Annotated in this window: 11 protein-coding genes; 3 read left to right on the top strand and 8 right to left on the bottom strand. The window is 66.8% G+C overall.

From position 1 onward, the window contains the following. The first annotated feature begins 116 nt into the window (after window positions 1-116). Window positions 117-1040, top strand: coding sequence for a LysR family transcriptional regulator (locus ACSQ3Y_RS02775; protein ID WP_436180074.1), 924 nt, complete (start codon window positions 117-119; stop codon window positions 1038-1040). Window positions 1041-1047: 7 nt separating this feature from the next. On the opposite strand, the gene ACSQ3Y_RS02770 is transcribed toward ACSQ3Y_RS02775, so the two are convergent. The 8 genes from ACSQ3Y_RS02770 to urtA form a co-directional block, all read right to left on the bottom strand. Beyond that, window positions 1048-2070: an aliphatic amidase gene (locus ACSQ3Y_RS02770; protein ID WP_436176362.1), complete on the bottom strand. Its 1023-nt coding sequence runs from the start codon at window positions 2068-2070 to the stop codon at window positions 1048-1050. Between the two features lie 37 nt (window positions 2071-2107). After that, window positions 2108-2476 carry an FmdB family zinc ribbon protein gene (locus tag ACSQ3Y_RS02765; protein WP_436176361.1) on the bottom strand — a complete coding sequence of 123 codons (369 nt, stop codon included), beginning with the start codon at window positions 2474-2476 and terminating at the stop codon, window positions 2108-2110. A gap of 14 nt (window positions 2477-2490) precedes the next feature. Further along, complete coding sequence (fmdA, locus tag ACSQ3Y_RS02760; protein WP_436176360.1) at window positions 2491-3720, bottom strand: formamidase; 1230 nt, start codon at window positions 3718-3720, stop codon at window positions 2491-2493. A gap of 57 nt (window positions 3721-3777) precedes the next feature. Next, window positions 3778-4467, bottom strand: coding sequence for an urea ABC transporter ATP-binding subunit UrtE (gene urtE / locus ACSQ3Y_RS02755; protein ID WP_057266746.1), 690 nt, complete (start codon window positions 4465-4467; stop codon window positions 3778-3780). Window positions 4468-4496: 29 nt separating this feature from the next. Continuing rightward, the gene (gene urtD / locus ACSQ3Y_RS02750) at window positions 4497-5240 is read right to left on the bottom strand and encodes an urea ABC transporter ATP-binding protein UrtD (protein ID WP_057200280.1); all 744 of its coding nucleotides are present in this window, start codon (window positions 5238-5240) and stop codon (window positions 4497-4499) included. A gap of 27 nt (window positions 5241-5267) precedes the next feature. Next, window positions 5268-6470, bottom strand: a complete 1203-nt coding sequence (gene urtC / locus ACSQ3Y_RS02745; protein ID WP_428002852.1) for an urea ABC transporter permease subunit UrtC — start codon at window positions 6468-6470, stop codon at window positions 5268-5270. A gap of 40 nt (window positions 6471-6510) precedes the next feature. Beyond that, a complete protein-coding gene (urtB, locus tag ACSQ3Y_RS02740) occupies window positions 6511-7425 on the bottom strand; it encodes an urea ABC transporter permease subunit UrtB (RefSeq protein ID WP_436176359.1) in 915 nt (304 codons plus the stop codon). A gap of 84 nt (window positions 7426-7509) precedes the next feature. After that, a complete protein-coding gene (gene urtA / locus ACSQ3Y_RS02735; RefSeq protein WP_007860429.1) occupies window positions 7510-8778 on the bottom strand; it encodes an urea ABC transporter substrate-binding protein in 1269 nt (422 codons plus the stop codon). Between the two features lie 191 nt (window positions 8779-8969). Between urtA and ACSQ3Y_RS02730 the strand changes: the two genes are divergently transcribed. Beyond that, on the top strand, window positions 8970-12407 hold the full coding sequence (locus ACSQ3Y_RS02730; protein WP_428002854.1) for a hybrid sensor histidine kinase/response regulator: 3438 nt from the start codon (window positions 8970-8972) through the stop codon (window positions 12405-12407). Continuing rightward, on the top strand, window positions 12391-13314 hold the full coding sequence (locus tag ACSQ3Y_RS02725; protein WP_436176358.1) for a response regulator: 924 nt from the start codon (window positions 12391-12393) through the stop codon (window positions 13312-13314). Before ACSQ3Y_RS02730 ends, ACSQ3Y_RS02725 begins: the two co-directional genes overlap by 17 nt. Window positions 13315-13339 lie beyond the last annotated feature (25 nt).

Here is a 13339-nt window from a genome sequence, read left to right as displayed (position 1 = left end):
AGTGCATTCGGTGGCGGGCTGGAACGGATTCTGGAATTGCTCTTACTTTAAAAAAAGCGATTTTTTGTGCTCGAATTGCATGAATAAAAGTGATTTGAAAGCCACGCACTCCCATGATGACCTTCAAGCAGCTCGAAGCCCTGTACTGGATCGCCCAACTGGGCGGCTTTGCCCAGGCGGCACACAAGCTGCACACCTCGCAGTCGGCCGTGTCCAAACGGGTGCATGAGCTGGAGCAGCTGTTCGACACCCCGCTGTTCGACCGCAGCCAGCGCACCGCACGGCTCACTGAAAAGGGCGAAGAGATGTTCGTGCTGGCACGCCAGCTGCTGCGCCAGCGCGATGCGGCGGTGGAGCAGTTCAGCAAGCCGGGGGTGATCGAGCGGCGCCTGCGCATCGGCGTGACCGAACTCACGGCCATGACCTGGCTGCCCCGGCTGGTGGCGCTGGTGCAGCAGCACTACCCCAAGGTGACGCTGGAGCCAGACGTGGACGGCAGCCTGCCGCTGCGCGACAAGCTGCTGGCCGATGACCTGGACCTGGTCATCGTGCCCGATGCGTTTGCCGATGCGCGCCTGCCCGCCAAGGCCGTGGGCCAGGTGGAGAGCGCCTGGATGTGCCAGCCCGGCCTGCTGCCCGCCGGCCCGGTGCGCCTGCACCAGCTCGCGCACCAGCGGCTGCTGGTGCAGGGGCAGTCGTCAGGCACCGGCCGGCGCTACGACGCATGGATGAAGGAACTGGGCGCCGAGCCCTCGGACGCCATCGTGGTGAGCAACCTGATCGCGCTGATCGGCCTGACCATCTCGGGGCTGGGCGTGAGCTACCTGCCGCGCCACTGCCTGGACCCGCTGATCGGCGCCGGCCTGCTGGCCGTGCTGGAAGTGGACCCACCCCTGCCGCCCGTGCCCTACGTGGCGCTGTACAAGGGCGAGCACCGCAGTGCGCTGGTGTCGTCCATCACCATGCTGGCCCAGTCCTGCTGCGACTTCACGCGCGCTTTCCAGGCGTTCCCGATGGGGGATGGCACAGAGCGACCCTGACCCGGGCCTATGCGTGCGGAATGCCATCGATGGGGCATTCGGCTGTGCCCACCGTGTCGCGCGTCAGCGCCTCCACCGCGGCGCGCGTGCTCTCGGGGTCGGTCACCCAGCGCTGGTAAAAGCCGTAGGGGCAGGCGGCCACGCCTTTGTCCCCCTCGCCGGAGTTGAGGAGGCCGGTGTAGCCGCGGTGCAGCAGCTTGAACAAATGGTTCTCGGACTGGCCGTTCCTGCGGAAGTCGCGGATCAGGCTGGTGGACAGGGCCGCATACTGCACGCCGTACTCCTCTTCGCCGCACTCGCCCAGGGTGCGGCCGTCGAAGCCGATCAGTGCCGAATGGCCGAAGTAGCTGTACACGCCATCGAACCCCGCCGCATTGGCCACCGCCACGTAGGTGTTGTTGGCGAAGGCCATGGCCTTGCTGATGAGGATCTGCTGCTCCTTGGCCGGGTACATGTAGCCCTGGCAGCGCACGATGAGCTCGGCGCCCTTCATTGCGCAGTCGCGCCAGATCTCGGGGTAGTTGCCATCGTCGCAGATGATGAGGCTGATCTTCAGGCCCTTGGGCCCGTCGCTCACATAGGTCTGGTCGCCGGGGTACCAGCCCTCGATGGGCGTCCAGGGCATGATCTTGCGGTACTTCTGCACGATCTCGCCCTGGTCGTTCATCAGGATGAGCGTGTTGTAGGGCATCTTGTGCGGATGCTCCTCGTGCCGTTCCCCCGTGAGCGAGAACACTCCCCAGACCTTGGCCTTGCGGCAGGCAGCCGCGAAGATTTCCGTCTCGGGGCCAGGAATGGTGGTGGCGGTCTCCATCATCTCCTGGCGGTCGTACATGATGCCGTGGGTGCTGTACTCGGGGAAGATCACCAGGTCCATGCCCGGCAGGCCGGTCTTCATGCCCCCCAGCATGTCGGCGATCTTGCGCGCGTTGTCCAGCACGTCGGCCTTGGTGTGCAGGCGCGGCATCTTGTAGTTGACGACCGCGACGCCAACGGTGTCCTTGCTGCTCGAAATATCGCCGTGGATCATGGCGGGTTCTCCTTGGATCGGTACTCGGTGGCCAGCGTCAATGGCTGATCATCCAGGGCCTTTTGGTGGGAAAAGTCTTGGCGCCATTCGGTGCCGTGACCGTCCCGCCGCGCTTGGTAGTGCCGCCGCCGCTGCAGCAACCACACCCCGAGGGATGGCGCAGCCGGCCGTAGCTGCCGGCATCACCATCGCGCGAGGACGAGCGCGGGGTGTGCTGGGCGCGCTCGTTGGTGTCGTGCGCGCGGCGCTGCTCGGGGCTCACGCAGGCCAGGTGCGGCGCATGGGCGAACACGCGTGCCGCAGCCGCCCCGCAGGCGGGGCAGGCGCAGGGCTCGTTGCGCAGGGCCACGCTGCGCAGCGCATCGAAGTTGCCGCAGTCGGCGCAGGCGTAGTCGTAGGTGGGCATGGGGGCCTGCCTTGCTACTTGTCTTGCGAGATCGGCATGTCGATGCTGCCGTCGAGCATCTTCACCGGGCCAGCGGCCGTGGGGTTGATGTCGAAGTCGAAGATCTCGGTGGGCAGCCACAGCGTGGCGCAGGCGTTGGGCACGTCCACCACGCCGCTGATGTGGCCCTGCACCGGAGCGGTGCCCAGGATGGAATAGGCCTGCGCGCCGCTGTAGCCGAACTTCTTGAGGTACTCGATGGCGTTCAGGCAGGCCTGGCGGTAGGCCACCGTGACATCGAGGTAGTGCTGCTTGCCCGATTCGTCGACCGAGATGCCCTCGAAGATCAGGTAGTCCTTGTAGTTGGGCGTAACGGGGCTGGGCTTGAAGATCGGGTTCTTGATGCCGTACTTGGCCATGCCGCCCTTGATCAAGCTGACCTTCATGTGCACCCAGCCGGCCATCTCGATGGCGCCGCAGAAGGTGATTTCGCCGTCGCCCTGGCTGAAGTGCAGGTCGCCCACCGACAGGCCCGCGCCTTCCACGTAGACCGGGAAGTAGACCTTGGAGCCGCGCGAGAGGTCCTTGATGTCGCAGTTGCCGCCATGCTCGCGCGGCGGCACGGTGCGTGCGCCCTCGGCGGCGGCCTTGGCCCTGGCCTCGCCCTGCAGCTGGCCCATGTGGGCCGTCACACCGTTGGGCGGGTTGGCCAGGCCGGGCACACGATCGGGATCGGTGGCGATCAGCTCGGCCTCGCGGGCGTTCCAGGCGTCGAGCATCTTCTGGTCGGGCAGGCAGCCGATGAGACCGGGGTGGATCAGCCCCGCGAAGTTCACGCCCGGAATGTGGCGGCTGTTGGTGAACATGCCGTGGAAGTCCCAGATGGACTTCTGCGCCAGCGGGTAATGCTCGGTGAGGAAGCCGCCGCCGTTCTTCTTGGAGAAGAAGCCATTGAAACCCCACAGGCTGTCGTCGCGCGCGCCGATGTCGAGCAGGTCCACCACCAGCAGGTCGCCCGGTTCGGCGCCCTTGACGCCCACCGGGCCCGAGAGAAAGTGCACGGTGGACAGGTCCACATCGCGCACGTCGTCGGCGCTGTCGTCGTTCTTGATGGCGCCACCGGTCCAGTCGTAGGTCTCGAGCTTGAACTCCGCGCCGGGCTCCACCCAAACGGCCATGGGGATGTCCGGATGCCAGCGGTTGTGTACCAGCGGGTTCTCGTACGGGGACTGCTTGAGGTCCACCTTGATCAGGGTATCGGCCATGGCGTGTTGCTCCTTGGATGGTTGTGGAAGGGGAACGAAAAGAGACGGGAGAGAGGATCAGACGGAAAGGTAGGCCTTGATGTGCTGCTGATCGGTGTCGGCACGCGCGGTCTCGTGTACCAGGCGGCCGCCTTCGATGACGAACAGGCGGTCGGCCACGTCCATGGCGAACGAGAGCACCTGCTCGCTGACCACGATGGTGATCTGGCGCAGCTTGCGGATCTCGTTGAGGGCGCGGGCGATGTCCTTGATGATGGAAGGCTGGATGCCTTCGGTCGGCTCGTCGAGCAGCAGCACCTTGGGGTCGGTGACCAGCGCGCGCGCAATGGCCAGTTGCTGCTGCTGCCCGCCCGAGAGGTTGCCGCCCTTGCGCCGGCGCATGTCCCAGAGCACGGGGAACAGGGCGTAGATCTCCTCGGGGATCTCGCGCGTCTTCGAGTTTTCGAGGCCCGTCTGGATGTTTTCTTCCACCGTCAGTGTCGGAAAGATCATGCGGCCCTGGGGCACGTAGGCGATGCCCTTGGCCACGCGGCGAAAGCTCTCGTCACGCGTCACCTCCTGGCCGGCCACGCTGATGCTGCCGCTCTTGACCGGCATCACGCCCATGAGGCTCTTGAACAGCGTGGTCTTGCCCATGCCATTGCGGCCCATGATGGCCACGGTCTCGTTGGCCCGGCCCGAGAACGAGATACCGTGCAGTGCTTCGCTCTGGCCGTAGGCCACGAACAGGTCCTTGACTTCCAACATATGGGTGCTCCTGTGCGGGGGGTGGTCGGTCAGTGGCCGAGGTAGACGTCGATCACCTTGGGGTCGTTCTGGACCTTGTCCATCGAGCCTTCGGCCAGGATCTTTCCCTGGTGCATGACGGTGACCTTGTGCGCGATGCGCTTGACGAACTCCATGTCGTGCTCGATCACGATCACCGCGCGGTTCTTGCAGATGCGCTGCAGCAGCTCGGCCGTGAGCTCGCGCTCGCGCGCGCTCATGCCGGCAATCGGCTCGTCCAGCATCAGCAGCTCGGGCTCCTGCATCAGCAGCATGCCGATCTCCAGCCACTGCTTTTGGCCGTGCGAGAGCAGGCCGGCCTCGGTGGCGAGCTTGTCGCCCAGGCCGATATCGTCGGCCACGGCCTGCACGCGCTCCTTCACTGCGGGGGTGCAACGGAAGGCGAGTGCGCCGAACACGGAGCGGCCCGAGGGGTAGGAGACCTCCAGGTTCTGGAACACCGAGAGGTTCTCGTAGATCGAGGGGGTCTGGAACTTGCGGCCTATCCCTAAGCGCACGCGCTTGTGCTCGGCCATGCGCGTGAGCTCCTCGTTCTTGAACTTGATGCTGCCACCGGTGGCGCGCGTCTTGCCGCAGATCAGGTCCAGCAGCGTGGTCTTGCCCGCGCCGTTGGGGCCGATGATCACGCGCAGCTCGTTCTTGTCGACGTACAGCGTGAGGGCGTCGATGGCCTTGAAGCCGTCGAACGAGACCGTGAGGTCTTCCACGGCCAGGGCGAAGTCGGTGTTGCTCATGAAGGGTGCTCCGGGTGCGGGGTGCGCTCAGGCGCTCTGGCTGCTGGTGCCTTCGGGCAGGCCGGGCGCATGCTGGGCCTTGGCGGCTTCGGCGTCAGTGGGCGCGCGCGGGGCGGTGGCGGGGGGTGGCACGGCGGCCTGGCGCAGCGCTTCGCGCCGGCCCTTCCACCAGGGCACGATGTGGCTCTCCCACAGGCCGGCCAGTCCCATGGGGAAGGCCATGGTCACGCCGATGAACAGGGCCGCCATGAGGAACAGCCACAGGTCGGGAAAGCTCTCGGAAAAATAGGTCTTGCCCGCATTCACCAGCAAGGTGCCGTAGACCGCACCCACCAGGCTCATGCGCCCGCCCACGGCGGCATAGATCACCATCTCGATGGAGGGCACGATGCCCACGAAGCTCGGCGACATGAAGCCCACCTGCAGCGAGAACAGCGCGCCGCCGATGCCCGACAGCGCGGCGGCCAGGCAAAAGGTGAAGACCTTGAAGTTGGCCACGTCGTAGCCCGAAAAGCGCACGCGGTCTTCCTTGTCGCGCATGGCCAGCAGCAGGGTGCCGAGCTTGCTGGTCTGGATGAAGCGGCACAGCACGATGGACAGCACCAGCAACGCCACGCACACGTAGTACAGGATGTACTTGGCGCTGTCGGTGCGCGTGTCCCAGCCCCACAGGGTCTTGAGGTCGGTCATGCCGTTGACGCCGCCGGTGTAGCCCTGCTGGCCGATGATGAGCACGGTGCAGATCAGCGCCACGGCCTGGGTGATGATGGCGAAGTACACCCCGCCCACGCGGCGCTTGAACATGGCGAAGCTCACGATCCATGCCAGCAGCGTGGGCACCACGATCACCGCGGCCAGCGAGAACGGCAGGCTCTTGAACGGCACCCAGAACGCGGGCAGCTCGGTGATCTGGTTCCAGTCCATGAAGTCGGGGATGCCGGGGGTGGACTGGATCTTGGTGCTGACCGGGTCGGAGGCTTCGAGCTTGAGGAACATGGCCATGGCGTAGCCGCCCAGGCCGAAGAACACGCCCTGCCCCAGGCTGAGCACGCCGCCATAGCCCCAGACCATGACCAGGCCGATGGCCACGAAGGCGTAGGTGAGGTACTTGCCGACCAGGTTCAGGCGAAAGATGTCGAGCGCCAGTGGCAGCACCACGGCCAGCAGCACGGTGAGCAGCACCAGGCTGGCGAGCTGGTAGCGCTGGATCCAGGCTTTGAGGGCATTCATGAAGTGACTCCGGTGAACTCAGGGTGAAATCGACAAACGCTCAGCGGCGCACCTTGGAGGCGAACAGGCCCTGCGGCCGCACCATCAGGATCAGCACGATCAGCGACAGCGTGATCACCTTGGCCATGGAGCCGGCCAGGAAGAACTCGGTGATGGACTGGGTCTGCGCGATGCCGAAGGCCGAGACCACCGTGCCCAGCAGGCTGGCCGCACCGCCGAAGGTGACGACCAGGAAGGCATCCACGATGTACAGCGAGCCCGAGGTCGGCCCCGTGGAGCCGATGGTGGTGAAGGCGGCCCCGGCCACACCGGCAATGCCGCAGCCGATGGCGAACGTCAGGCGGTCGGTCTTTTGCGTATCGATGCCCGTGGCGTTGGCCATCACGCGGTTGGCCACCGTGGCACGCACCCTGAGGCCCCAGCAGCTTCGGTGCAGCGCCAGCAGCACACCGCAGGTGACCACCGCCGTGAGGCCCAGCACGAACATGCCGTTGATGGGGATGTCCAGGCCCTCGACGGGCGCCCACGAGCCCAGCAGCCAGTCGGGCAAGGTGGGGCTCACTTCCTTGGGGCCGATGAAGGTGCGAAAGCACTGCTGCAGCGCCAGGCTGATGCCCCAGGTGGCCAGCAGCGTATCGAGCGGGCGCTTGTACAGGTGGCGGATCAGCCCCCACTCCACCAGCCAGCCCGCGGCAAAGGCAAAGCCGAAGGCCGCCACGATGGCCACCGGAAAATAGTAGGCCACCAGCTGCGGCGCATGCGTCGACGCGAGCGTGGAGCCCAGGTAGATGGTGTAGGCGCCGATGGTCATGAACTCGCCATGCGCCATGTTGATCACGCCCATCTGCCCGAAGATGATGGCCAGCCCCAGGCCCATGAGCAGCAGCACGGCAAACAGGCTCAGGCCCGCAAAGCCCTGCATGAGGCCGATGTTGAGCATTTCTGAAAAGTTCATGGGTGCCAGACTCCATTCACGGCAAACAAGGGGGCGGCCATGCGGCGGCCCGGCCTGGTGGGCCGGACGCTGCAGCGGGAGGATTTACTGGTAACCCTTGGGGAACGGATCGGGCTTGATCAATTCCGGCGATTCGGCAACGACCTTGAAGCTCGCGTCCGGCATGCCCATGGCGATGCGCGACTTGCTCCACAGGTGGTGGTTGGCGTCGAGCTTGACGTAGCCCTCGGGTGCGGTCTTGAGCTCGATGCCCGGCGAGGCGGCCACCACCTTGTCCACGTCGAAGCTCTTGGCCTTCTCGACCGCGGCCTTCCACAGCCACGGGCCGAGGTAGCCGGCCTGGGTCACGTCGCCGATCACGGCGTCCTTGCCGTACTTGCCCTTGAAGGCGGCGACGAACTTCTTGTTGTTCTCGTTGTCCAGCGACTGGAAGTACTTCATCGACGAGAAGAAGCCCGCGAAGTTCTCGCCGCCCACGCCTGTCATCTCGTCCTCGGTGACCGACAGCGTGACCAGCAGTTGCTTGTCACCCGTGATGCCGGCAGCCTTGAGCGCCTTGTAGAAGGCCACGTTGGAGCCCCCCACCACGGCGACGAACAGGCAGTCGGGCTTTTGCACCTTGATCTTGTTCATCAGCGAGCCGAAGTTGGTGCTGCCCAGCGGGTAGTACTCCTCGCCCACGATCTTGCCTTTCTGGAAGTTCTCCACGTGCTTGCGCGCGATCTTCATCGAGGTGCGCGGCCAGATGTAGTCCGACCCGATCAGGAAGAAGGTTTTGGCCTTCTTCTCGGTCTTGGCCCACTCCAGGCTGTACAGGATCTGCTGCGTGGCTTCCTGGCCGGTGTAGATCACGTTCTTGGACTGCTCCAGGCCTTCGTAGAAGGTGGGGTAGTACAAGAGACCGTTCTCTTTTTCGAACACCGGCAGCACGGCCTTGCGCGAGGCGCTGGTCCAGCAGCCGAACACGGCGGCGCAGTGGTCGTTGATGAGCAGCTTCTTGGATTTTTCGGCGAAGGTGGGCCAGTCGGAGGCGCCGTCTTCCTTGATGACCTTGATCTTGCGGCCCAGCACGCCGCCCATGGCGTTGATCTGGTCGATGGCGAGCTGCTCGGCCTGGATGGAGCCGGTCTCGGAGATGGCCATGGTGCCGGTGGCCGAATGCAGCTGGCCCACGGTGACTTCGGTGTCCGTCACGGCCAGCTTGGTGGTGTTGACGGCGGCGGTGGTCTGGCCGAAGGACCAGGCGGGCAGGCCCGCCATCGATGCGGCGCCCATGGCCTGCAGCAGGCGACGGCGGCCGCCGTCCGTGGAGGGAGGAAGGCCCAGGGCATTCGGATCGGTGAGGTGCTTCATGGTGAAAACGCTCCTTGCTACAGACGGGTTGGGGTGGTGTGCGGCGCCGGCCGGCTGGGTTGCCGTGGGTGCCGCGCTGGTGCCAAGATTAGGGACAACCCTGGTACGCGCCCATACGTCAATTAACGTAGCCCCTGCGTACGCACCTCGCGGCAAGCGTTGCTAGAACGTTTCTTGCATGGGCCCCGTGCATGCCCTCCACCCCTCCGTCCGGCGCACCGCAACCTGCCCAGCAGACGATCTTTCGCTTCCGGCGCGAGTACAACGCCTGGGTGGCCGACGAGACCATGGAGGACTACGCACTGCGCTACACCCCCAAGAGCTTTCGGCGCTGGAGCGAGTTCCGCGTGGCGAACACGGCGTTCGGCTCGCTGTCCTTCCTGGCGCTGGAGGCCATCGGCGGGGCCATCGCGCTGAACTACGGCTTTTCCAACGCCATGTGGGCCATCCTCGCGGTGGGGGTGCTGATCTTCCTCACCGGGCTGCCGATTGCCTACTACGCAGCGCGCTACGGCCTGGACATGGACCTGCTCACGCGCGGCGCGGGCTTCGGCTACCTGGGCTCGACCATCACCTCGCTGATCTACGCGGTGTTCACCTTCATCTTCTTCGCGCTGGAGGCAGCCATCATGGCGCTGGCGCTGCAGATGGTGGTGGACTGGCCGCTGCAGTGGTGCTACGTGGTCTCGTCCCTGGTCATCCTGCCCCTGGCCATGCGCGGCATCACGCTGATCTCGCGGCTGCAGGCCTGGACGCAGCCGCTGTGGCTGTTTTTGCTGCTGCTGCCCTTCGTCTGGATCGCGCTGGCGCAACCGCAGCTGTACCGCGACTTCGCGGGGCTGTCGGGCCTCAAGAGCGGCAGCAGCCAGTTCAACCTGCTGATGTTCGGCGTGGCGGGCACGGTGATCTTCTCGCTGGTGGTGCAGATCGGCGAGCAGGTGGACTTTCTGCGCTTCCTGCCCGAGCGCACGGCCGCCAACCGCTGGCGCTGGTGGGGCGCGGTGCTGGTGGCGGGCCCGGGCTGGATCGTGATGGGCATGCTCAAGATGGCGGGCGGCGCCTTCCTGGCTTTTGCGGCGCTGCAGTTCGAGGTGGGCACCACGCGCGCGGCCGAGCCCACGCAGATGTTCCTGGCGGGCTTCCACCAGGTCATGGCGGCGCTGGGCCTGCCGGGCCTGGCGGTGGCGGTCACGGTGCTCTTCGTCGTGGTCTCGCAGATCAAGATCAACCTGACGAATGCCTACGCGGGCTCGCTCGCCTGGTCCAACTTCTTTGCGCGCATCACGCGCAGCCACCCGGGGCGTGTGGTCTGGCTGGTGTTCAACGTGGGCATCGCCACGCTGCTGATGACACTCGGGGTGTTCGGCGCGCTCGAGAAGGTGCTGGCGGTCTACAGCAACGTGGCCATCGCCTGGGTGGGCGCGCTGGTGGCCGACCTGGTGATCAACAAGCCGCTCGGGCTGTCACCGCCGGGCATCGAGTTCCGCCGCGCGCACCTGTACGACTTCAACCCCGTGGGCCTGGGCTCCATGGTGCTGGCGGCCACGGTGGCCTGCTGCGCCTATGCCGGCATGCTGGGCGAGATGGCGGCGGCGTTCTCGCCCTTCATCGCACTGGTGCTGTCGATGGCGCTGGCGCCGCTGCTGGCCTGGGCCACCAAGGGGCGCTACTACCTGGCGCGCCAGCCCGATACCACCTGGCAGCCCGGCGAAGCGGTGCGCTGCACGGTGTGCGAGAACCAGTTTGAGTCCGAAGACATGGCGCGCTGCCCGGCCTACGGCGCGGCGATCTGCTCGCTGTGCTGCTCGCTCGAATCGCGCTGCCACGACCGCTGCAAGACCGGCTCGCGCGCCACCGACCAGTTGCGCGCCGTGGCCGCTCTGCTGCTGCCACGCCACTGGGCGGCCAAGGTCAACTTCCGCATGGGGCAGTACCTGATGGTGATGGTCTCGCTGTGCGCGGTGATGGTCTTCCTGCTCGGCGTGGTCTATGTGCAGGAGAGCATCGAGACGCCCGCACAGTTCTTGCGCATGCCCTTCTTCAAGGTGTTCGCGCTGCTGGCGCTGTTGGCCGCCGTGTGCGCCTGGTGGGTGGTACTGAGTACCGACAGCCGGCGCATGGCGCAGGACGAATCGGAGCGGCAGACGCAGCTCTTGCTGCAGGAGATCGAGGCGCACAAGCGCACCGATGCCGAGCTGCAGGCCGCCAAGGACCAGGCCGAATCGGCCAGCCTGGCCAAGACGCGCTACGTGGCCGGCATGACGCACGAGCTGCGTTCGCCGCTCAACAGCATCCTCGGCTACACCCAGATCCTGCTCAAGAACCCGCAGACCGAGGGCTGGCTGCGCGAGAGCCTGTCCACCATCCAGCACAGCGGGCAGCACATGCATGCGCTGATCGACGGCTCGCTGGAGCTGGCGCGCATCGAGGCCGGCCGCCTGCGCCTGGACCTGCTGCCCCTGCCCCTGCCCGAGCTGATCCAGAACGTGGAGGGCATGCTGCGCCCGCAGGCCGAGGCCAGGGGCCTGCGCTTCGTGGTGCAGACCGAGGGCACCATGCCCGGCTGGATACGGGCCGACGCCAAGCGGCTGCGCCAGATTTTGATCAACCTGCTGTCCAACGCGGTGCGCTTCACCGAGCGCGGCGAGGTGCGGCTGCGCATGGATTTTCGCCCGCATGTCTCGCGCATCGAAGTGATCGACACCGGCATCGGCATCGAGCCGCAAGACCTTGAACGCATCTTTCTGCCGTTCGAGCGCGGCAGCGCCGGACGCCGCGCGAGCGAGGCCGGCACCGGCCTGGGCCTGACCATCACACACCTGCTCACGCAGCTCATGGGGGGCGAGCTCACGGTGGCCAGCACGCCCGGCCAGGGCAGCACCTTCACCGTGCGCCTGTACCTGCCCGGCATCTCGCCCGACCCGGCCTGGCGCCCGGCCCACATGGTCGCCCTGCGCCCGGTGATCGGCCACATCGCCCCGCGCCGCACGCTGCTGGTGGTGGACGACCAGCCACTGCAGCGCCAGCTGCTGGCCGGCCTGCTGGTGCCACTGGGCTTCATCGTGCGCGAGGCCGCCAGCGGGCGCGAGTGCGTGGAGATCGTGCGCCAGACCCCGCCCGACCTGGTGCTGCTGGACATTTCCATGGACGACCTCGACGGCTGGCAGACCGCCGCGCTGCTGCGCACATTGCTGCCAGCCAGCGAACTGCCCATCGTCTTTGTCTCGGCCAACCAGTTCGACCACGAGCCCGGGCGCCTGGCGGCCATGCAGGTGCAGGGCTTCGTGGGCAAGCCGGTGATCGAGTCCGAGCTGCTGCGCGCGCTGCAGGCGGCGCTGCAGCTCGAATGGGTGCACGACAACACGCCGCAGCCCTTGCCTGCCCCGGCCCGCAATGACGGCAAACCGCCACCCTCCCCCGCCAGCCTGCCCCAGGAGCTGCGCGACGACCTGACCCGCCTGGCACGCCAGGGCCAGGCCGGCGCCGTGCGCGAGCTGCTGCGCCAGGCGCGCACAACGCTGCCGGGGCACGCTGCGGCCCTGGCGGTGCTGCAGGCCTGCGCGGACCGTTTCGACTTCGAGGCCCTGGCCCGCCACCTTCGCGAACCCGACCATGAACAGTCCCTTTGACCCCTCTCTGGCCAGCCCCTCGGAGCCCGGCCAGCGCGTCATCCTGGTGGTGGACGACGCCCTGGACACCCTGCGCATGCTCTGCGACGCGCTCGCCGCAGAGGGCTACGCCGTGCTGGCCGCGCGCGATGCGCAGGAGGCGCTGCAGCGCTTCGACATGGTGGTGCCCGACGGGGTGCTGCTGGACGCGGTGATGCCCGGCATCGACGGCTTTGCGCTGTGCCGCCAGCTCAAGGCCACGCCGCCCTGGTCGCACGTGCCCATCGTGTTCATGACCGGGCTGTCGGACACGGCGCAGATCCTGCAGGGCTTTGACAGTGGCGGGGTGGACTACGTGGTCAAGCCGCTGCGCATCCCCGAGGTGCTGGCGCGCCTGGCGACCCACGTGCGCAATGCCCAGGCCACGCGCATGGCGCGCGAGGCAGTGGACGTGGCCGGCCTGGGTGTAGTGGTGCTCGATGGCCAGGGCCGCATGGCCTGGCGCTCACCCCAGGCCACGCGCTGGCTGGAAGATGCCTTTGCCCATGCCGAGGCTCCCGCGGAACTGGCCGCTGCCTGGCTGGTGCGGGCACAGCGCGATGGCGAACAGACCCTGGCATTGGCCGACGGCCGGCAGCTGCTGGCCCGGCACATGGGGGCCAGCGGCTTGGCCGAATCGATGCTGCTGCTCAGCCACGCCCGGCCCGAGGCCGCGGCGCCGCGACGCCTGCAACAGGTGGCGCTGACCCCGCGCGAAACCGAGGTGCTCTCGTGGCTGACCAAGGGCAAGACCAACCGCGACATCGCCGATATCCTGGGCATGAGCCCGCGCACGGTGAACAAGCACCTGGAGCACATCTTCGAGAAGCTGGGGGTGGAGACGCGCACCGCCGCAGCAGCCATCGCGGGGCAGCTGCTGCAGGGCTGATGCGGTTGTGCGACCGGGGCGGTCC

The sequence above is a fragment of the Acidovorax sp. LjRoot66 genome (genome assembly GCF_964253305.1).
Lineage (GTDB): Bacteria > Pseudomonadota > Gammaproteobacteria > Burkholderiales > Burkholderiaceae_C > Acidovorax.
This window is presented reverse-complemented; position numbering and strand designations above follow the sequence as displayed.

Coding starts and splice junctions, on each gene's coding strand:
- ACSQ3Y_RS02775 (WP_436180074.1), top strand. CDS start 117: ATGACCTTCAAGCAGCTCGAAGCCCTGTACTGGATCGCCCAACTGGGC.
- ACSQ3Y_RS02770 (WP_436176362.1), bottom strand. CDS start 2,070: ATGATCCACGGCGATATTTCGAGCAGCAAGGACACCGTTGGCGTCGCG.
- ACSQ3Y_RS02765 (WP_436176361.1), bottom strand. CDS start 2,476: ATGCCCACCTACGACTACGCCTGCGCCGACTGCGGCAACTTCGATGCG.
- fmdA (WP_436176360.1), bottom strand. CDS start 3,720: ATGGCCGATACCCTGATCAAGGTGGACCTCAAGCAGTCCCCGTACGAG.
- urtE (WP_057266746.1), bottom strand. CDS start 4,467: ATGTTGGAAGTCAAGGACCTGTTCGTGGCCTACGGCCAGAGCGAAGCA.
- urtD (WP_057200280.1), bottom strand. CDS start 5,240: ATGAGCAACACCGACTTCGCCCTGGCCGTGGAAGACCTCACGGTCTCG.
- urtC (WP_428002852.1), bottom strand. CDS start 6,470: ATGAATGCCCTCAAAGCCTGGATCCAGCGCTACCAGCTCGCCAGCCTG.
- urtB (WP_436176359.1), bottom strand. CDS start 7,425: ATGAACTTTTCAGAAATGCTCAACATCGGCCTCATGCAGGGCTTTGCG.
- urtA (WP_007860429.1), bottom strand. CDS start 8,778: ATGAAGCACCTCACCGATCCGAATGCCCTGGGCCTTCCTCCCTCCACG.
- ACSQ3Y_RS02730 (WP_428002854.1), top strand. CDS start 8,970: ATGCCCTCCACCCCTCCGTCCGGCGCACCGCAACCTGCCCAGCAGACG.
- ACSQ3Y_RS02725 (WP_436176358.1), top strand. CDS start 12,391: ATGAACAGTCCCTTTGACCCCTCTCTGGCCAGCCCCTCGGAGCCCGGC.